The 20385-nt window shown below is 42.6% G+C and carries 14 protein-coding genes and 1 tRNA gene; 9 read left to right on the plus strand and 6 right to left on the minus strand.

The annotated features are described in order from the left end of the window. Window positions 1-3: 3 nt before the first annotated feature. On the minus strand, window positions 4-921 hold the full coding sequence (trhO, locus tag V7K46_RS26605; protein ID WP_335118530.1) for an oxygen-dependent tRNA uridine(34) hydroxylase TrhO: 918 nt from the start codon (window positions 919-921) through the stop codon (window positions 4-6). 72 nt (window positions 922-993) lie between these two features. On the opposite strand from trhO, the gene V7K46_RS26610 reads away from it, so the two are divergent. Beyond that, a tRNA-Ala gene (locus V7K46_RS26610) sits at window positions 994-1063 on the plus strand. Between the two features lie 190 nt (window positions 1064-1253). On the opposite strand, the gene V7K46_RS26615 is transcribed toward V7K46_RS26610, so the two are convergent. After that, window positions 1254-1655, minus strand: a complete 402-nt coding sequence (locus V7K46_RS26615; RefSeq protein ID WP_335118532.1) for a hypothetical protein — start codon at window positions 1653-1655, stop codon at window positions 1254-1256. Window positions 1656-1946: 291 nt separating this feature from the next. Here V7K46_RS26615 and V7K46_RS26620 point away from each other — a divergent pair, with 291 nt between their 5' ends. Then, a complete protein-coding gene (locus V7K46_RS26620; protein WP_335118534.1) occupies window positions 1947-2393 on the plus strand; it encodes a DUF2127 domain-containing protein in 447 nt (148 codons plus the stop codon). 152 nt (window positions 2394-2545) lie between these two features. Continuing rightward, window positions 2546-3952, plus strand: coding sequence for a lysophospholipid acyltransferase family protein (locus V7K46_RS26625; RefSeq protein WP_335118536.1), 1407 nt, complete (start codon window positions 2546-2548; stop codon window positions 3950-3952). Window positions 3953-3960: 8 nt separating this feature from the next. On the opposite strand, the gene V7K46_RS26630 is transcribed toward V7K46_RS26625, so the two are convergent. Together V7K46_RS26630 and V7K46_RS26635 are read right to left on the minus strand one after the other, a co-directional pair. Beyond that, a complete protein-coding gene (locus V7K46_RS26630; protein ID WP_442939876.1) occupies window positions 3961-5133 on the minus strand; it encodes a sulfate ABC transporter substrate-binding protein in 1173 nt (390 codons plus the stop codon). A gap of 245 nt (window positions 5134-5378) precedes the next feature. Beyond that, the gene (locus V7K46_RS26635; RefSeq protein WP_335118540.1) at window positions 5379-5786 is read right to left on the minus strand and encodes a hypothetical protein; all 408 of its coding nucleotides are present in this window, start codon (window positions 5784-5786) and stop codon (window positions 5379-5381) included. A gap of 297 nt (window positions 5787-6083) precedes the next feature. On the opposite strand from V7K46_RS26635, the gene V7K46_RS26640 reads away from it, so the two are divergent. Together V7K46_RS26640 and V7K46_RS26645 are read left to right on the plus strand one after the other, a co-directional pair. Then, the gene (locus V7K46_RS26640; RefSeq protein WP_335118542.1) at window positions 6084-6212 is read left to right on the plus strand and encodes a hypothetical protein; all 129 of its coding nucleotides are present in this window, start codon (window positions 6084-6086) and stop codon (window positions 6210-6212) included. A 442-nt stretch (window positions 6213-6654) separates the two neighbouring features. Next, on the plus strand, window positions 6655-8493 hold the full coding sequence (locus V7K46_RS26645) for a tetratricopeptide repeat protein (protein WP_335118544.1): 1839 nt from the start codon (window positions 6655-6657) through the stop codon (window positions 8491-8493). Between the two features lie 99 nt (window positions 8494-8592). Here the strand turns inward: V7K46_RS26645 and V7K46_RS26650 are convergent, their stop codons facing one another. Then, window positions 8593-9249: a GIY-YIG nuclease family protein gene (locus V7K46_RS26650; protein WP_335118806.1), complete on the minus strand. Its 657-nt coding sequence runs from the start codon at window positions 9247-9249 to the stop codon at window positions 8593-8595. 124 nt (window positions 9250-9373) lie between these two features. Here V7K46_RS26650 and V7K46_RS26655 point away from each other — a divergent pair, with 124 nt between their 5' ends. Beyond that, window positions 9374-10303 carry a carbohydrate ABC transporter permease gene (locus tag V7K46_RS26655; protein ID WP_335118547.1) on the plus strand — a complete coding sequence of 310 codons (930 nt, stop codon included), beginning with the start codon at window positions 9374-9376 and terminating at the stop codon, window positions 10301-10303. Window positions 10304-10370: 67 nt separating this feature from the next. Here V7K46_RS26655 and V7K46_RS26660 read toward each other — a convergent pair whose 3' ends face one another. Beyond that, a complete protein-coding gene (locus tag V7K46_RS26660) occupies window positions 10371-16316 on the minus strand; it encodes a translocation/assembly module TamB domain-containing protein (RefSeq protein WP_335118549.1) in 5946 nt (1981 codons plus the stop codon). Between the two features lie 262 nt (window positions 16317-16578). Between V7K46_RS26660 and V7K46_RS26665 the strand changes: the two genes are divergently transcribed. The 3 genes from V7K46_RS26665 to V7K46_RS26675 all read left to right on the plus strand — a co-directional run bounded on the left by V7K46_RS26665 (window position 16579) and on the right by V7K46_RS26675 (window position 19825). Beyond that, entirely contained in the window at window positions 16579-17007 is a 429-nt protein-coding gene (locus tag V7K46_RS26665; protein WP_334723735.1) for a DUF3110 domain-containing protein, read from the plus strand. Window positions 17008-17077: 70 nt separating this feature from the next. After that, a complete protein-coding gene (gene murQ / locus V7K46_RS26670) occupies window positions 17078-18004 on the plus strand; it encodes an N-acetylmuramic acid 6-phosphate etherase (RefSeq protein ID WP_335118551.1) in 927 nt (308 codons plus the stop codon). Between the two features lie 621 nt (window positions 18005-18625). After that, window positions 18626-19825 (plus strand): response regulator, encoded by a 1200-nt coding sequence (locus V7K46_RS26675; RefSeq protein ID WP_335118553.1) that lies wholly within the window; start codon window positions 18626-18628, stop codon window positions 19823-19825. Window positions 19826-20385 lie beyond the last annotated feature (560 nt).

Consider the following 20385-nt stretch of genomic DNA (forward strand, 5'->3'; position numbering starts at 1 on the left):
CGGTTAGCTTACATCCAGATTTTTGGAATTAGCAACTTGGGTTTGGTAGTGCCGCCATTTTTCCTGTTGACGCGCTCTTTTCTCCTGGGTGAGGCTATCAAAACAATGGGGACAGGAGATACCTTGCTCATACTTACTAGACGCCTTATCTGATTCAGAAATCGGACGCCCACAACTGAAGCACGGCTCACAACTTCCTGACTCCAATCCATGACTGACGGCTATCCGCTCGTCAAAGACAAAACATTCTCCTTTCCATAAACTTTCCTCTGCTGGAATTTCTGACAAATACTTGAGAATGCCGCCTTTGAGATGATAAACTTCTGCAAAGCCTTGAACAAGCATGAAGGATGAGGCTTTTTCACAACGAATACCGCCCGTACAAAACAGAGCAACCTTTTTGTGTTTCGTTGGGTCGAGATGGTGGCGCACATAATCAGGGAATTCCCGAAATGAGCTAGTCTGGGGATTTTCTGCTCCTTGGAAAGTACCGATATTCACCTCATAATCATTGCGGGTGTCAATCACGGTTACTTCTGGATCACAAATCAAATTATTCCATTCCTGGGGACTGACATAAGTACCAATTTGTTCATTTGGGTCAATTTCGGGCAATCCCAAAGTGACAATTTCTGGCTTCAACCGCACCTTCATCCGCTCAAAGGGCGGGGTTTCGGTATGGGACTCTTTGTATTCTAAATCTGCTAAACGGGGATCAGAACGCAGAAACCAGAGAACAGAATCAATCGCCTGACGCGAACCCGCAATTGTACCGTTAATGCCTTCTTGTGCCAACAAAATTGTCCCTTTGACACCTTGCGTTTGACAGTAAGATAGCAGAGGATCTCGTTTGTCGGCAAAATCTGGCAGCTTGACAAATTTATACAATGCTGCAACAACTTGGATATTTTCTGGCTTCATCCCTTTAGTAACAAAACAATATTAAGTTACAATAGCAACTGCAATCAAAGTTACCTACTATTTTAATTTTATGGGGGTTTAGCTCAGTTGGTACGCCTGCTTTGCAAGCAGGATGTCAGCGGTTCGAGTCCGCTAACCTCCATTGGATATGATTTATCTAAATGTGCGATCGCAAATTTAAAAAGCGATCGCTTGAAATATCCCAAAGAAAACACACCTAAATCAAAACCCCATTCTCTAGTACAGAATGGGGTTTTAGCACTTTCTAGGCAAGGGGTTAAGCCAGAGGTAAGTTGGTATTGCATCCAATTGCCCTATTTTCAAAGTCGTACTTAGTTAGAGAAATCTCTAGATAATGAAGTCAACTCTGCCCTGACAGCACTCAGGTAATTTTGATCGTTCAAAATTTGCGGCGGTAATTTGTTAGCATTGACAGCGGCCCTAACTAAATCTTCCCCAACAATCTTTTTGTTCTGGCGTTCAAAGATTAAAGTTCCCCCACTGGGAATACCCTGCTGCTTTAAACCACCTTGGTAAGCAAGAGAAACGAGATTAAAGGGTTTGAGGTAGCTGGGATTCATGGAATTACTGTTTAATGTGTTAGAGTTGGTAGCTATATTTGTTTGCCCAGCATCATAGTTGTTATCTGTGGGTGGTTCAGCGTTAGCAATTCCAGATGTAAGCGCAAAAGCACCAATAATAGCTACAGAATTAATTAAAGTTGCAAGTTTCATCGGGTTATCCTTGTAAGGTTTAATTACTTGATTGTTAATAACAGTATCTATTTTGTTATAAACCTTAGCCTCCTACATTTAGCTCATCCAATTGGTTGAATTGTTTCTCACCCATTTGAGTGAGTCTCTGAAGCTATCAGGAATAGGTTAATACTCAGTATTTCATACTTATTTGGACAAAGGGAAAATGGTAAAAATGGGGCGATTAAGTACTGCTACAATAAGCGTTTTACTTGGCAGGCTCCAGAGCCAATTAATCAAAGTTGGGCTTATATATACTTAGGGGGTTGTTTGAAAAAGCGTCCATTGGGGTTAGTGGCAATTGTTCTCTACAAATCATTTACTGCCTCGCTACTTATGGTTACTTCGATCGCTTTATTATTGACATTAAAAAATTATCAAACTCTAGAGGTTTTTTCAGACAATTATGTTTTAGAAGGAAAATCGATAATTATTGATTGGATTTTAAAAAAAATTATCAACTTAAATCCAAGAACCTTAGCCTTTAGCGGCATTGGCACAGGAATCTATGCTATTGTAAGTACTATTGAGGCTGTTGGTTTGTGGTACGAGAAAGGTTGGGCACATGTCTTAGTATTAGTGCTTGTCGGTATCAGTATTCCACCAGAAATTTATGAATTAATTCGGGGTATCTCTCCGATAAAAATAGTGATTTTCTTGTTGAATTTAGCCGTATTTTGGTATCTATTACGCAATTTTCCTAAACATCGAAAATAATTTTTTACTCGCTGATAGTGTCTATCGTTAAATAGGTAAAACTGAGCCATGTCTGACAAAAGTGGCTTCCGTCCCTTAGACTTCTCTGTGCGTCGATGCAAAACCAAGACCCCACGTTGTACAATCGCTAGAAATGCAATCTGGAGAGCGACTTGCCCAAAACGATTCACTCTACTCAACCACCACTGAAATTTATTCCCCAACAGTTTAATCCGCTGATACTCCAGATTTTTCGGTGGTTACTGCCGATCGCACTACGGTTTCGCACTCGACCTTGGCTACCAGCTGGTATTGTCAGGATTGAAGCCAAGAATGTTGAGGTATTGGCCGAACTTTATCAGCAATTCCAGGCTGGAAAAATTCGCTTTTTGTTGGCATTTCGTCACCCAGAGGTGGAAGATCCCCTCTGTATGCAGTATTTGCTTTCTCGCATTGTGCCAGAGGTTGCTCGTCAAAAAGGTATTCGATTACAATCCCTTGTTCACAGTTATTTTCTCTATGACCGGGGGATGACGGTTTGGGCTGGAGATTGGCTGGGTTGGTTGTTTTCACGGCTGGGGGGTGTGCCGGTTCATCGCGGTAGACGACTAGATCGCCAAGCTATTCAAACAGCACGGGAGTTGTTTGCTAATGCTAAACTACCGATCGCAGTGGCACCGGAAGGAGGTACTAATGGTCATAGTGGTATTGTTAGCCCACTGGAACCCGGTGTAGCTCAAATGGGGTTCTGGTGTGTACAAGACTTACAAAAAGCTAACCGGACTGAGACTGTGATCATTGTGCCGATCGCCATCCAGTATGGTTACGTTGAGCCACCTTGGTCTAAACTGGATTGGCTCCTCAGTAAGTTGGAAGCTGATAGTGGCTTGCCAGTTAAGGAAATTGATCACGGCGATGGCGAAGAGATTTACTATCAACGCCTGTGTAAATTGGCTGAATATCTGATTACCGAGATGGAAGAGTTTTATCGTCGCTTCTATCATCAAGACATCCCAAAAACCATCTCAACTGATGAATCTGCTAGTCCTAATCAGGTGTTGATTGCCCGACTGCATCGCTTATTAGATAAGGCTTTAGAAGTTACCGAGCAATATTTTGGAGTTCAAGGGCAGGGTAATTTTATTGACCGCTGTCGCCGTTTAGAAGAGGCTGGCTGGAATTACATTTATCGGGAAGATTTGCCAGATATCAATGCTTTATCACCCTTTAAACGTGGTTTGGCAGACTGGATTGCAGAGGAAGCAGACTTGCGAATGCGACATATGCGGATAGTGGAAAGTTTTGTTGCAGTTACAGCTACTTATATTCAGGAACAACCGACGGCAGAACGGTTTGCAGAAACAGCTTTGCTAATATTCGATATGCTTTCTAGAATTCAGGATACAACCCTTCCAGGGCGACCTCGGTTAGGTTTGCGACAGGCACAAATCACCGTGGGGGAGCCAATTTCAGTTACAGAACGCTCTCGAAATTGTCAGGGCGATCGCTATGCTGCTAAACAAGCTGTGAGCGATTTGACAAAAGATTTGCAAATCGCTTTAGAGAAGATGATTAGATAACGAAACTTTTAAGACTTTTTAGCCCTAATTTTGTCAAATATTGCCCCTTCATCAAAGAATTTCTTTTGAATCTCGTTCCATCCTCCTAAATCTTCAGCTTTAAAGATAGTTTTAATTTTGGGAAAATTGCCTTCCGTTTCTTTAGCGATCGCCAGATCAACGGGACGAAATCCTAATTTAGTAAACTCTCGTTGCGAGTCTGGGGTGTAAAGAAATTTGATAAATGCTTCCGCAATCGGCCGAGTCCCATGTTTATCAACATTCTTATCTACAACAGCAACAGGATTGTCGATGGAGATATTTACATCGGGCACAACATATGAGATTTTCTCGCCATTTTGCGTTGATAAAATCATCTCATTTTCATAGTTGAGCAAAACATCACCCTGACCATCTTTGAAGAATACTTCGCTGGCATTCCGAGCAGTTTTAGGTAATAAAGGTGCATTATTATAGACTTTGGCGATAAAGTCTATTGCTTGATTTTCATTGCCACCAGTTTTTGTCACAGAACCCCACAGACTAAGGAAGTTCCAACGAGCGCCGCCGGAGGTTCTGGGGTCTGCTGTAACCACTTTTACACCATCTTGTGCTAAATCTGTCCAAGTTTTGATATTTTTGGGATTACCCTGACGGATAGCGATCGCATTTAGAGATTTGGTAACAATTGCATCATTAGGCGCTTCTTTTTCCCAACCCGATTGAATAAAACCTGCCTGAACAAGTTTATTAATATCAAGGGCAAGTGACAGGTGTACGACATCAGCTTCCTTACCGTCAATCACAGCAAGAGTTTGGGAACCTGAGCCATCATAGCTTTGATTAAAAGTGATATTTTGGTTATGTTCTTTCTTCCACTGTGCGATAAATTTGGGAATAATCTGCTGGTATGCTGCATTAGTAACCGAGTAAGAAACAAAGGTTAGGGTTACATCACTCTGGGAAGCTGCGCCAGCATTACCAGTATTATTGACATTACGTGGAGAGCAGGCAGCCATCATGATACTCAAGCTAACTCCGACCAAGAATAGGGACGCAACACCCCACGCAGAATACTTGTACAACCATCGTATTAGTTGTACACGCCACTGTCTTGCAGCGTGTAAAGCTTTAATGATATAAGTCTGAACTAATTCAGTCAAATATCTCCTTGATTTTGGAGTACGTTGCCCCTGGTTCATCAAATTTTTCCCCTGAATCTGCGGTAACTTGAGCTAGATGCTGTAGTTAAGGGGCATTATAAAACAATGGTTAAGGATAAATAATTTTTTATTAACCTAAATTTAAACAAATTATTCAATAGACCTCTTGCAAAAGTCCCTAACACCCCACCCCCAACCCCTAAGAGCAAGCGGGGAGGGGAGACAAAGCGTAGCTTTGGCGGGGTGGGGTTCTTATTTTTGATTTATGCAAGAGGTCTAATATATCAAGGAGAACTAGTTTTGGAAGCTTCTGGACTGCGAATGATGATATGTCCCTTATCGCTTTCTTGAATAGCCAATACCGACGGTATCTCGTCAAGTTTTACATTTGGGGGCAATGCGCGAAACAAATAAATCCAGCCGCCACGTTCTAAGAGTAAGCGCCAGACTCGCGGCTGCTGTGGATTGCTGATATCATTATCTTCCCTGCCTCGCAAGTCATCGAATAGACCCCGATCGCCAATAATGCGATAACCTTTCAAAGACGGATCGGCAAAGATATCATCAAGTTTGCGTCCCACAGCAAACTTTTCTTCAGGTGTAATTAAGGCTACAACGGGCAAGGTAGAGTTTTGACCAGCATCTCGTCGGGCATCTGCAATGCCTTGCCAACGAGCTAACCAAAATATCACAATTAGTACCCAAGATACTATTACTATCTCATTGACTAGCGATCGCAGAAAATCAACTGAGCGCAGTTGCCCAGAACTAAATTCAGCTAGAGATTTTAGCTGTTTCGCTGTCCATGAGCTTTTGCGTTGAGTAGCAGAGATGATACGACTCAGTAGTAATTGACTTATAGAGACTGAAATAGGGGAGATGAGGGAAAAAATCTACTAACTTCAGGCTCAGATCCCCGACTTATTGAAGAAGTCGGGGATCTTGTTTTTGTGATTTTAGGGAAATTTGGTATACGCCTTTGAAGTTTAATGAGAAAGTTAAATACAGTCAAATATACTGTTAAAGCCATGAAAGCTTTTTTCCAGGGATGGGTTGTGGCAATCTTAGTAATGGCAGCAGCATTAGCAGGAAACATCATGTTACCAACAAATGTTTAAACATTTATTGCTAATGCTTAGTTGCTAGCAACAAATGTTCAAACGTTTATAACAAATATTCAAATATTTGCAATAAATATTCAAACATTTCCAACAAATGCTTAAACATCTACAACAAATGTTCAAGCGTTTATAACAAATGCTTTGTTGCTAGCAACAAATGTTCAAATATTTCCAACAAATGTTTAAACATTTGCAATAAATGGTTTAACGTTTCCAACAACTGCTTTGATGTTAGTAAAAAATATTTCAAAGTTTATAGGACTTACGTAAATTCAACGTATTTTCGTCATTGTAAGTGGAGCGATGTCTACGATGGGCTACGTCTACGCCCTTGACGTTCTGGCAATGTAGCAATCCTAGTCTTGACCAAATACTTTGATATTGCTAACAACAACTTCTGCTAATACCCAATTAAAAACAGCTACCTCTGCGCTATTTTATGAAAAAAATTTTCACCAGTCTTTTAGCTGTGGGCATATGTCTAATGCCTATAACAGTAATGTTGATGGCTCAACCCACCTGGGGACAAACTCAAAACTCGCAAGCCCAAGAAGCAGAAAGACTGCTAGAGCAAGGGGCAAAACTGACACAGCAACAGGAACACCAACAGGCAATACAAATATTACAGCAGGCTTTAACTATTGCACGACAACTCAAAGACCAAAAATTTGAAGCAATTGCACTGGTTGGCCTTGGATTTAACTACGACCGTTTAGGAGAAAAGCAAAAAGCACTCGATTTCTACAACCAAGCTCTGCCCCTTATTCGGACCATCGGCGATCGCGCAGGTGTTGCGACTACACTCAATAACATCGGTTTAGTCTATGACAATTTAGGAGAAAAGCAAAAAGCACTCGATTTCTACAACCAAGCTCTGCCCCTTATTCGGGCCATCGGCGATCGCACTGCTGAAGCTCGTACACTTAATAACATCGGTAAAGTCTACAACGCTTTAGGAGAAAAGCAAAAAGCACTCGATTTTTTCAACCAAGCTCTGCCCCTTATTCGGGCTGTGGGCGATCGCGCAGGCGTTGCGACTACACTCAATAACATTGGTGCAGTCTACGACGCTTTAGGAGAAAAGCAAAAAGCACTCGATTTTTTCAACCAAGCTCTGCCCCTTATTCGGGCTGTGGGCGATCGCATTAGTGAAGCGACTACACTCGATAACATCGGTTTAGTCTACAACGCTTTAGGAGAAAAGCAAAAAGCACTCGATTTCTACAACCAAGCTCTGTCCCTTATTCCGGCTGTGGGCGATCGCACTGGTAAAGCTCATATACTCAATAACATCGGTAAAGTCTACGACGCTTTAGGAGAAAAGCAAAAAGCACTCGATTTCTACAACCAAGCTCTGCCCCTTTCGCGGGCTGTGGGGGATCGCGCAGGCGTTGCGGCTACACTCAATAACATCGGTAAAGTCTACGACGCTTTAGGAGAAAAGCAAAAAGCACTCGATTTTTTCAACCAAGCTCTGCCCCTTTCGCGGGCTGTGGGTGATCGCGCAGGCGTTGCGACTACACTCAATAACATCGGTAAAGTCTATGACAATTTAGGAGAAAAGCAAAAAGCACTCGATTTCTACAACCAAGCTCTGCCCCTTTCGCGGGCTGTGGGTGATCACGCAGGCGTTGCGACTACACTCAATAACATCGGTAAAGTCTACGACGCTTTAGGAGAAAAGCAAAAAGCACTCGATTTCTACAACCAAGCTCTGCCTCTATGGCGTGCTGTGGGCGATCGCACAGGTGTTGCGACTACACTCAATAACATCGGTGCAGTCTACAACGCTTTAGGACAAAAGCAGAAAGCACTCGATTTTTATAACCAAGCTCTGCCCCTTTCACGGGCTGTGGGCGATCGCACAGGTGTTGCGGCTACACTCAATAACATCGGTTCAGTCTATGACGCTTTAAGAGAAAAGCAAAAAGCACTCGATTTTTACAACCAAGCTCTGCCTCTATGGCGTGCTGTGGGCGATCGCGCAGGCGTTGCGGCTACACTCAATAACATCGGTTTAGTCTACGACGCTTTAGGAGAAAAGCAGAAAGCACTCTTATTTTACAACCAAGCTCTGCCCCTTATTCGGGCTGTGGGCGATCGCGCAGGTGTTGCGACTACACTCAATAACATTGGTTCAGTCTATGACGATTTAGGAGAAAAGCAAAAAGCACTCGATTTTTACAACCAAGCTCTGCCTCTATGGCGTGCTGTGGGCGATCGCTCTGGAGAAGCTCGTACACTGAATAACATCGGTGCAGTCTACGACGATTTATGACAAAAGCAAAAAGCACTCGATTTTTACAACCAAGCTCTGCCCCTTATTCGGGCTGTGGGCGATCACACAGGTGAAGCTGTTACCTTGGGCAATATTGGTTTACTTCTCCTGTGTCTGTGCGTCGATAATTACACTCCAGTCATCGTTTTCCACAGCAGCTTCAAGTTGACGCTGACGTTCGCCTTGACTCACATCTATTGTTTCTGACTCTTTAGAGAGGGTTGTGTCAGCCATTGCTTTCCGCAGTTTTAGCTTTTTATCCTCGTAGGCTTGACGTTCCACCTCTGACATTACCGCCTTCGCAGCTTCCCCTACCGTGCTAGCCCACATTTCGCGATTAGTTGCATTACCAGAGGGTGTGCTTTCGAGTTCTGCTATCCACGCATCTCGTAAATCTTCCATTTCTTGACGCTTGGGGAACTTGAATGCTTGCACGCGCACAAAAGCACACTTTTGCTCACCATTTTGGCTGACATGACCGTTTAGGGAAAGCAACACATTCCGAGAATAGCCAATGTACTGCACGCCGCGTTCTGCATCCAATACTGCGTAAACACCTGCAATTTTAGCGTTCTGAGCAGCTGCACTCCAAACCTGAACGTCAATGATTTCAGTACCATTGTTTGCTAGTTCAGGAGTTATACTCACCTCAGTGGCGGTGTGTTCGTCGTCAGAACTGTACAAAAAGTCATGTAGTCCACGGTGGTTTATGGGGACATTTTGATGTTCAATTGGCGGGTTATGCTGAGTTTCCATCACAGTTGATCTCCGAGTTATTAATTAGCGCTACGCAAATATATGCCTTTAGAATATTGAAGCTCAAATCTACTCACATCCCCAAATTATTGCTGACAAAGCGAAAACAACTATTAGACCTTATATGAATCAATTGACGCCTAAAAATTGGATATTTATCAAACAGCGGCTGACTCCTTATTTATTTTTACTACCCGCCTTACTTCTTTTAGGGTTAACAGTCTTTTGGCCTGCACTGCAAGCGTTTTACCTCAGCTTTACTAGGTATGAAGATATTGCCCAACCGCCACAATGGATTGGTTTCGCCAACTTCCTCAAGCTTTGGAAGGATGCAGTTTTTTGGAAAACCTTGGAAAACACTTTTTTATATCTTGTGGGTGTAGTCCCAATTTTAGTAATTGCTCCCTTAGTGCTGGCAATTTTGGTAAATCAGAAACTGCGGGGGATGAATTGGTTTAGATCCGCCTACTACACCCCAGTGGTAATTTCAATGGTGGTTGCGGGAATAGCTTGGAAATGGCTGTATGCAGAAAACGGATTATTGAATCAGTTACTGAAAGCTTTGGGCCTTTTCCCAGAAGGTATTCCTTGGCTAACTAGCCCAGCGAAAATTTTTGGCATTGTACCAATTTCTCTTGCCAGCGTCATGGCTGTCACTGTGTGGAAGGGATTAGGTTACTACATGGTGATTTATTTAGCGGGGTTGCAATCGATTCCTGGTGATGTGTACGAAGCCGCTGCGATCGATGGCTCTGATGGTATTAGCAAACATTGGGATATTACCATACCTTTGATGAAGCCGTATCTAGCACTAGTGGCGGTGATTTCGGCTATTTCTGCGACCAAAGTGTTTGAAGAAGTATATATTATGACCCAAGGCGGCCCACTCAGTAGCTCGAAAACGATTGTTTATTATCTATATGAGCAAGCCTTCAACAATTTGGAAATTAGCTACGCTTGCACAATTGGGCTAGTGTTATTTTTGATAATTTTGGGGTTATCAATTTTACGATTAGTTATTAATCAGCAGGGTGACGATAATATCACAATCTGATATGACTTAATTTAAATATCGTAATCCTAAATCATTCGCACTTTCAGCACCCTCAATTATTTTTTGTTTAAAACCGCGTTTGATATTCCACTACCGCACGACTATCATCAGTTAAATTAGTGGAAGCACGCACACGAAATTCATTGTTTATCCGATAATTAATACCCCATTGGAAGGGGTCACTTGTTGTTAAAATTTTGATACTGGAAACGGATATTTTGGAAGAAATATCAACCCCAGCTTCTCCTGCCAATTCCAACGTTGAACTGCTCCTTCCCGCTTCCGGATTATCAGAAATAATCGTAGGAAATATCCGCAGTTCACTTAAGCCAAAGGTACTCCCAATCTGGTTAAAAGCTGACTGGAAATTGTTGAACACAGCCGAGCCTGCGATATTAATCAAACCCAAAGTACTGTCGCCACGTCCTTGGGTGTCTACAAATCCACCTCCTAAAAGAGCCACAATTTCAGTTTGACTACGTGACGGACTGCTTGTTAGTTCTAAATTTTCATTTAGTTTGCTGGCGAGACCGTTGATAGTGGCTTCGACTCGAATACTCTCTAAGGCTGATAAACCTGTGGTATTTATCCGACTGAAATCATTACTTTGAATTACATCTAGTACCTTAGCAAATAGCCGAATATCTAACTCAGGATCGCGGGGTTGAGAGGGACTAAAAGTTGCGGTGTGTGTATAGCCACGAGCAAGGTTAAATTGGGTAGTAAATAAATTCACCCCTCCTTGTTCCAACCGGATAGTACCATCAGGTACAGGCTGATTGATTGAGCCGTTAACTATGAGATTACCAGTTGCACGGAAGCTGAGAATAGGGGGACGGGTAATTTGGACGTTTTTGCCTAGTTCCAAATCTAGATTGTTAAATCTGGCAATCGCATTTCCCGTCCCATTTTCAATTTCAGATTTGCTCTGCTTATTGGCTTTGGTGGGTGATACACCGAGACTGGCATCGGTAGATTCTGCCAGCAATATCTGACCATCAAATAAATTTACTTGACCGCCAATTACTGGGTTAAGGGCAGAACCAGTAATCTGTAAATTGCCGCTAGCACCTCCCAGGTAAAGTCCCTTTAGAGTTAACGCCAGCCGATCGAGATTAACAGTCAGGGGATTATTGATAGTGGTGTCATTGTTGAAAATGGGTATTTCTCCAGCAGCTTCTACCTTTCCATCGCTAAATCTACCCTGAAGATTTTCTACTAAGATGCTGTCAAAATTAAACAGCACTTTACCTGTGACATCTTCCAGCTTACCTGGCAAAGCCTGGGCTGAAAAAATAGCATTATTAATAGTAGCAGTTCCATCTACTTCGGGTTTTTGTAATGTTCCGCGCACCTTAAGGTCTACTTCTCCTTCACCTTTCTCAAATACCACCTGCTTAGTCAATGCGTTTAACAGCGCCAATCCCTCATTTTCCAACTTCATATCTAAACTGATTTGCTCACTGTCTGGTGCCACCGAAGCAAAAGGCAATTTATAAGGTATGCTGCCAGTAATATCAACAGGTTTTGGTCCAGCAACTGCTACAGTACTACTAAAGTTTAAGCGTCCGTTGGCATAGCTGAAACTTGCTGTTGCTGACTCTATTTTGTTCTGATTTAGTTTTCCTTCTGTAACTTGCAATTCCCCTCTACTTTGAGGATTAGCAATGCTGCCTGCTAAAGCTGCTGTACCGTTAAGATTACCTGTGATTCCAACTGGCAGTTTGACAAAATTATTCAGTACTTGTACAGGAAAATTATTCACCCGCAGCTGACCAGATTGTTCATCACCACCAATGTTACCCGTGAAGGCAATCAGTCTGTTTTTAGATTCGAGCCGTAAAGGTCGCAAACTCAAAACACCGTTTTCAAAGTTGCCTTCAGCAATAACTTGGTCGGCAGTATAAAAACGATTCCGTTCTTCCTTTTTACCCCAGGCAAAGTTTTGTCCATTCAAATTAAAATCCACTGATAATCCATTGGCTGTAGCTGTATTTACAGCCACTTCCCCATTGAAAGTCCCCTTTAAGTCTGCCAAATCTGGTATGGGAGTTGAATTAAGTCGCTGTTCTTCCTGCTGTGCTAGCAAAGCTTCAATTTCTGAAAACCGTTGGATTTGGGTTAATAAGGGTTGATTTTGCGCTCCTTGGGGGTTGGTAGTCAGATCCGCTGCTGTGCCGTAGATTGGTGCTGAACCACCTTGCAAATTTTGTAAATCATATACCTGTGCTATGGCTAGAACATCTTGGATCTCTCCCTGGTTGACGTTCAGTTTACCTTGTAGTTGAGGACCTTTAGGGGTTTGAGCAAAAGTGCCGACAAGGGCGTAGCTACTTTTACCTTTAACAAATTCACTACTGGCGAGTGTGGCTTTACCGTTACTGTAGCGGAATTGAGCAGCTATTCGATCGCCTTTAACTCGGCCAATTTGCGGATTGGCGATCGCTAAATTCCCCGTTGCTGCCAATGTCTGCTGATTAAACAGCAAATCCCCAGTTAACAACCCAGCTATCTTACCAGCACCCAGGCGAGTAATTGGTGGCGGAGTCAAATTCAATATTTGCAAGGGGAAATTTGCAAGTTTGAGTGCCCAATCATTCCCTTGAACATTACCTGTGGCTGATGCTTGCTGCCATTTTACTAAGAAGGATTTAGGACGATTATTAGCATCTAAATTCAAGGCCAGGCGATCGCTATTTCCTGCCAAGTTCAAATTTAAACCGCGTCCCTGTGCTGAATCGATGCTTCCAGTTAACAACGGCTCAAAAGCAATATCTTGAACAACCAAGTCTCGTAAATTAATTTGCCCTACCACATTTGGCAAGGGCAGCTTACCAGTTATTTGACCATTAAAATCTACTCTTCCCGCCACAGCAACCTGATTAGGAAGATTGATGGGTAACTGTTTTAAGTTGTAATTCTGGGCTTGAACGTTGAGATTTAGGGCAGTAATTTCCGGTATACCTGCTGCCTGAGCATTGGCTAATATGTTACCGGTAACATTTAAACCGGGAGCAGTTGCTCGTTCAATGGTAAGCCTTTCACCACTCCAAGCGATCGCAGCCCTCAGAGGTCGCTCAAGACCAGGGATACCTTGGGATAATTGCACCTGTCCAGCGGCACGCACATCAGCTAATTTGGATGATCCTAGCGTGCCAGCTAATTGCAATTGACCGCCAAACTGACCTCGCAATTGCTGATTTAACCGATTTAATTCTACACCTGAAGCATTAACTACAGCTTGATAGCGACCATTAGCCAATTGGATATTAGAAGCTGCGATCGTTCCACCTGCAACATCCACCCGTCCCTGACCACTGGCTTGGATAGTTTGCGGTTGAAAGGACTCAACAGAACCCGCCACGTTTGCTTGACCAGTTAATGCCCCTTGGAACTGCTTTGGTACTGCTACCAACTGCTGCAACGGTACATTCTTAGCCTGAACTTGCGCCTGATACACACCATTAGCCACTTGGATATTAGAGGCTGTAATAGTTCCACTTGCAACATTTACCCGTGCTTGACCGCTAGCTTGAATAGTTTGCAGTTTAAAAGAATCAACAGAACCCGCGACGTTGAACTGACCATTTAACGCTCCTCGGAACTGCTTTGGAACTGTTGCCAACTGCTGCACAGGCACATTCTTAGCCTGAACTTGCGCCTGATAGACACCATTAGCAAGTTGGATATTAGAGGCTGTAATAGTTCCACTTGCAACATCCACCCGCGCCTGACCACTGGCTTGAATAGTTTGCGGTTTAAAAGGATCAACAGAACCCGCGACGTTGAACTGACCATTTAACGCTCCCTGGAACTGCTTTGGTAGTGTTGCCAACTGCTGCACAGGTACATTCTTAGCCTGAACTTGCGCCTGATATACACCATTAGCCACTTGAATATTTTTAGCTGTAACCGTTCCACCGCCAATAGCAAGGCTACCTTCACCACTGCCACGCAGGGTTTTCAGGCTGAAATTATCTCTGTTGCCTGCTATTTGGAACGTACCCGCCAATGGATTATTTAAAGCTGGGGGAGACTGTTTCAATATTTGTCCCAACCGTACACCATTAGCTACAAGTTGAGCAGAGAAGCCTTGGTCTTGCAGTTGGACATTAGAAACTGCAACTATGCCGCCACCAATTTGAACTCCTGCACCATCAGTGCGAATCGTAGCAATTTCAAATGGTGCTGTGCTTCCTGAGAGAATGAGACGACCATTGAACTGTGCCCCAGCCAAAGAGACATTTTGCAGTTGACTTTTGTCTACAAAGGGTTCCAATTTTACCCCAGAGGCAACAGCCACAGCTTGCCAACGCTGATTAGCGTAACTGCCAGTTGCCCGTACTGTACCACCACTCACATTCAGAGCCACATTACGGAAGGAGACGGTGCGATTTGGAGCGATCGCGACTTCGCCAGTTCCGGGGTAAGTTCCATTAGGAGCTTGAAACTGTACCACAGTTTGGACATTGGTAGAAGTGCCGATTAATTGGGCTGTAGCTGAGACATTGCCGATTTGGAACGCGGGTGTTATTTGATAAACTTTTGCGATCGCATCCCCTGGAACATTCTTGGCGGCGAAATTTAAATCCAGTCGCGGGGTTTTGCCAAGTTGAATTGTGCCAGCGCCTGTAATTTCACCACCAACTTTGGCTTTACCTTGAATATCTTTTAGGGTAATTAAAGAGGAACTAGTAACAAGCTCAAACTTACTACTGATGCTATCAAAATCAACTTTATCAATCCGGGCAGTTTGGATCGTGGCAACTGAACCTGAGAGAATTGGCTCTTTAGTTGATCCAGTAATCTGCAAAGAAGCTTGTACTTGTCCAGTGATCGGCACAGGTAGTTTTACCTTCAGAGTCTCCTGGGCATTAGCCAAACTCACCGCATTTACACGCCCCGCCAACTTAAAACCTGCTTGAGTGTCGATGATTCCCGTAGCCACTAGGGGAATTTTACCGTAGTTGGTATTAACATTGTTTAACTGCAACTCCGTTCCCTGGAAGCGGAGGTTTCCTTGAGTATTGCTCAACAGTTGCGGGACTTTGGGTATTTGAAGTGTTACCCCTTGCACAGCAGCGCTGCCAAACAATAAAGTCCGCTGTCCTGGTGTCAACCGAACTAACAAATCGCCATTGGCTCGACCCGCCTGTAAGCTCAGTGGTAACTTAATCAACCGAGTAATATCCTCAGCCAGGAAGTCTTCTGCTCGCAACTGGAAGTTGCCTGCTAGCACCTTGGAACGTGTCTCTCCCTGAATGGAAATACTACCACCACTGTCTGCTTGACCCCCGACATCAAACCTGATCAACTGGTTGTTTGCTAAAAGTTGAGCAGATCCGTTGAGTTGAGAAAATCCTACGGGTAAGTGCTGAGTTTTGTTAGTGGATAGCTGTTGTTTAGCCCGTGCTGAGTTAGAAGTTGGGTATTCTCCTTTGCCCCCCTGCCCCTCTGCCCCCCTGCCCCCCAGCCCTTCTGCTCCCCTGTTCTGCGGCATCAACGCCAGCTTGGCATTGCGAAACCATAGTTTGTCCAAATCGGTTTTAATGGCACTGCCTTCACCTGACGACACAATGTTAGTGGAAACCCAGCGCCCTTGGTCATCCTGTTGAATGTAAATATTTGGGTTGACTAAGGTGACATCTAGCTTTAAGTGGCGATTAAAAATTAGTTGTAACAGGTCAAAACCTACCTCTACAACTTCGACTGTGGCCCGATCTGGATCTGTGGGTGTTGCTGGGATAGCTGAAGCCCCAAACTCCACTCCCGTCAACGAAAATTGTGTGACTTTTCCCAGTTTTACCGGACGGTTGAGTGTAGTCGTGAGACTTTGTTGTGCCAACGGCGTTAACTCTGTTTGGACAAAAGTCCACAACCGCCAAATACCAACAACAATTCCTAACAGTAAAAGTCCGCCCAAGGCAATGCTACCGCGACTCAACACCAGCAACCATAGACGCTTGCGGATAGGGGACGGTAAATGAATATCTTGATTGGGAGATTTAGTCATTTGCTTTCACTGTATTAATTGCCGGATATCGCTGGCACACACAAGCATTAACTGGCACATTGATTCAGTATGCCATTTCCAGAATACGCCAACTAAACCCAAGACCTGATTCTTGAGTTACGGTATTTCCTTGATCCAATACTTATGCTTATAATATTGGCGTTTTCAGGAAAATCTGAATAGAGTGAAAATAAATTGTTCCTGTGACTTTCGCTGAGGCACAACCTAGAACTTTAATATTAATAGACCTTAAAAAAGACAGATGATTACACCAATGCGTCTTTTTGTGTTAATTTTTAATGCTCGAACGGAAAATGAGGGGATTCACACGATTCGGGAGGGCGATCGCAATAAAATTCTGATGTTCGAGTCAGAAGACGACGCCACGCGCTTTGCCCTGATGCTGGAAGCTCAGGATTTCCCCTCACCTACACCAGAGCCAATTGATGCTGAGGAAATTAAGGAATTTTGCGAAAGTGCTGGATATGAATGGGAAATCATCCCAGAAAACAGCAATTTAGTTGTCACTCCCCCGGAACTGAACGTGGAAGAAACTGACTGGCAAGCAGATGCCCAGAAGGAGGATACTGTTGAAGACACCTTCCCCCTCAATGAACAGCCACTAGAAGAACCAGAATTATCTGATTCTGAACTAGAGAAGATGCGTCGTAAATTGGAAGGATTGTTGTAATTAATCATTAGTCATTAGTCAGTTGCTAATGACTAATGACTAAGGATAAAGGACAAATGACAGAGGACAAATGACAAACTTGCAGGAACGCGGGCATCTTTTAACCGAGCTGGTAAATCCTAACAGTCTGAACTTAGACCAGCTCAGTTCTCTGGAATTGGTGGAGCTGTTTAATAGCGAAGACCAAAAAGCAGTCGCGGCGGTGGCGGCGGCGAAAGTTCAGTTGGCAGAGGCTATTGATAGCACAGCAGAGCGTTTGCGCCACGGCGGACGCCTATTTTATATTGGTGCCGGCACAAGTGGCAGGTTAGGGGTGTTAGACGCTGCTGAGTGTCCACCTACTTTTTGTTCGCCCCCAGAGTTGGTACAGGGGATTATTGCTGGTGGTGCAGGTGCGCTGGTACGCAGTTCAGAAAATTTAGAAGATAGCATCGAAGATGGTGAGGCGGCGATCGCTGGGCGACACATTACCCAACTAGATGTAGTAGTCGGCATTACCGCAGGTGGGACAACGCCTTATGTCCACGGTGCGCTTCATGCTGCTCGTGTGCGAGGAGCCACAACTATTTTTATCGCCTGTGTTCCCACTGAACAAGTTAACTGTGATGCCGATATTGACATTCGCCTATTGACAGGGCCAGAAATAATCGCTGGCTCAACTCGCCTGAAAGCTGGTACAGCCACTAAGTTAGCTTTAAATATCCTTTCCACTGGGGTGATGGTCAAGCTAGGCAAAGTTTATGGCAATCGGATGGTGGATGTGGCGGTAACAAATCAAAAGTTACGCGATCGCGCTTTGCGAATTTTGCAAGACCTCACAGGCTTAAGTCGGGAAGCTGCTGGTTTTTTACTAGAACGCAGTGGTAAATGGGTTAAGCTAGCGCTATTAATGCACTGGACTGGTTTGGAAAAAGAAGAGGGCGATCGGCTTCTTTCAGAACATCAAAGTAATCTCAGGGCAGCTATTATGAGCTATCAAAACCACAACCAACCTTAAAGAAATTTTCCTAAATAAATACTCTATATAATATGGCTGCTACTTGTCTTAGTAGCACGCCTTTTTTAAGAATAATATTCCCTAAAAAAGCTCACATTATCTAGCATAACTAAAAATAGTAAAATTAAATAAATATTTATAACATTTATTGTTGATCTTAATAAATAAAGCAAAACTCTTTAGAGACTGCTAACTTTTTTAAACAAAAATTCAGAACTTATACGGATATAAATCAGTATTATAAATATTAAAATGATATATCAATACTGAATTAATTATGATGTGGACTATGGCAACCTACTTGAGTGATAAATATTAGCAGAAAACTAAAGTCTGCCAAGCAAAAATATATACTGGATAAATTATTTATTAACAATAGTTTTGCTATCTTCTCATCTACCTTGGTTCTAATAATCTTGATTTAGACTGCTATATACCCAACTCATTTGTACTTATTTACATATTTACTTATATAGCTAGTACATTGTGGCGCAAGTGTTGCCTACCTTTAACAAAGGGCTTAATCAATTATCTTGTTAATTGAGATGATAGCTGGATTTACGCGCCTGCTATACTAATCTCGGTTTTTAATGGCTAGCTTTTTAATAAAAGGAACAAACTATGCCCCATCAGGAACTTATTCCAAATAATCTAATGAATGAATTTAAAATTTGTACTCAGTTGCAATACAATGGCAAATTAAATATTAAGAGTTCAAAGGGCAGCCAATGGACTTTTTACTATCGACTGGGACGGATAGTTTGGGCAACAGGGGGAACTCATCCCTTCCGACGCTGGCGTAGACATATGGCTCAAAATTGTCCCCAGATTGATGTTGATAAGTTGCAGTTGTGTTTGCAAGACCTATCAATCGATTACTGGGATTATCGCCTTTTAGAAATATTCTATAAAAAACAGAAAATCCAACGGGAACAGATTAACTCTATTGTCGATAACACGATAGCAGAACTATTATTTGACCTAGCTATGCAAGGAAATTTTGCCTCTATAAGTTGCAATCGCAGCCAAGAAGTTATTTTAGAAACTCCAATGAGTTTCACAAGTGCAGAAATGTCTGTAAAGCATATGCAAGACTCGTGGAAAATTTGGTCAGAAGCTGGTTTAGCAAATTTTTCTCCTGACTTAGCACCAGTTTTGCGGCGACCAGAACAACTCCAGCAGATGGTAAGTCCATTTGTCTACAAAAACCTTGTCAATTTAATCAACGGCAAATCTACTCTGCGAGATTTAGCCGTGAAAATGAAGCACAATGTACTGCCACTCACGCGTTCGTTGCTTTCCTATGTTCTTAAAGGAATCATTGAATTGGTGGAAGTACCTGACTTGCCCTTAAGAGTTACTGAAGTCAACAATAACTCTCCCACCACACAACCAAAGAAGCGGCCTGCTCCACTAATAGCTTGCGTCGATGATAGCCCTCAGGTATGTAAAATGCTAGAGAATATTATCACTTCCAATGGATTAAGGTTTGTCAAGATTCAAGATGCTGTACAGGCTCTACCAACCCTCATTCAAGATAAACCAGACCTGATTTTCTTGGATTTGATTATGCCAGTTGCCAGTGGTTACGAAATTTGCACTCAGTTGCGACGAATATCCACCTTTGCCAACACACCAATAATTATATTAACAGGCAGTGATGGTCTTTTGGATAGAGTTCGTGCCAAAGTAGTTGGTTCTACAGATTTTCTCACTAAACCTGTAGTCGCTGATAAGGTGATGGCTATAGTACGTAAATATTTACCTACACCGAGTGTATCCATCGACAAGAATAAATCTAATTTAGACATTTGTAATTAGAGAAAATTAGAGGCTATTTATAAATAAAATATTAAGCGTAGAGTGGGTGTGTAGCAATGCTACGTTGATACTGCAAGTAAAAAATAAATAAAAATGCCGCCATCTATCATGTGTTTTTTGGTACGTTAGGTTCCGCTTTAATAGACACTACAAGTTTAATAATTACTTGATAAATGGTCTATTAGGAATTTTAATTTACGATTATTCATCAGATAATTCCATTAGCTTGAAAACTTCATTCCTGAATATAAACCTATTAGGAATAGCCATAACCAAAATTTATAACTCATAGACTTTTACACTTCAGCAAAAATTCAATTGTTGAGGTGACAAAACTATTTAATGTTCAATATATATTAAGTTATATTTATTACGTACTTTTTCTGAGGTTGATACATAAAGATTGAATCAAAATTAGATAAATACAAGTTTTTGTATTTATGGCAGTCCTATTTGAGTTATGAAATATTAGTTATGTGAAAGGGGTTAGGGGCTAGTCTCTAGTCCCTTCCATGTCTTAGTTGAGGAATCATTTAGGATTTGTATGTCTAATTTGTTTA

This window comes from Nostoc sp., from assembly GCF_036917395.1.
GTDB lineage: Bacteria > Cyanobacteriota > Cyanobacteriia > Cyanobacteriales > Nostocaceae > Nostoc.